Here is a 419-nt window from a genome sequence, read left to right as displayed (position 1 = left end):
GCGAAAGTGCGCGCGAGCCACGCCGGAGGGTACGACGAGACCGAGGACATCGAACTCGTCGCGGTGGCCGACGTCGACGAGACGAAGCTCAATCGCTTCGGCGAGGCGTGGGACATCCCCGAAGCGGGGCGGTACATCGGTCACGAAGCCATGCTGGCGAACGAAGACCTCGACGTCGTCTCGGTCTGCACGCCCTCGTACCTCCACGCCGACCACGTCATCGACGCGGCCCGCGTCGGTCCACACCGGCTCGACGCCCATGAACGCGAGCACCTGCGCGATGGTCTCGCCGCGGGTCCGAACCGTCGGCGTCCCCCACGCGACGACCCCGAACTCCTCGGGGTACTCGCCGTGGTCGTCGTAGTGGCGGTCGAGAACGCCCTCGGCGACGCGCTCGCCGACGCTCCACGCCGGTTTCG

The 419-nt window shown here is 69.7% G+C and carries 2 pseudogenes; one reads left to right on the top strand and one right to left on the bottom strand.

Going from position 1 to position 419, the window contains the following annotated elements:
- Window positions 1–234 (top strand): annotated as a pseudogene (locus tag HKX41_10525) (Gfo/Idh/MocA family oxidoreductase).
- Here HKX41_10525 and HKX41_10520 read toward each other — a convergent pair.
- Window positions 214–419, bottom strand: a pseudogene (locus HKX41_10520) (hypothetical protein). The pseudogenes HKX41_10525 and HKX41_10520 overlap by 21 nt on opposite strands.

The sequence above is a fragment of the Salifodinibacter halophilus genome (assembly GCA_012999515.1).
In the GTDB taxonomy this organism is placed as follows: Bacteria; Pseudomonadota; Gammaproteobacteria; order Nevskiales; family Salinisphaeraceae; genus Salifodinibacter; species Salifodinibacter halophilus.
Note: the sequence above shows the minus strand (reverse complement) of the source record. Positions and strands in the feature narration are given on the sequence as shown.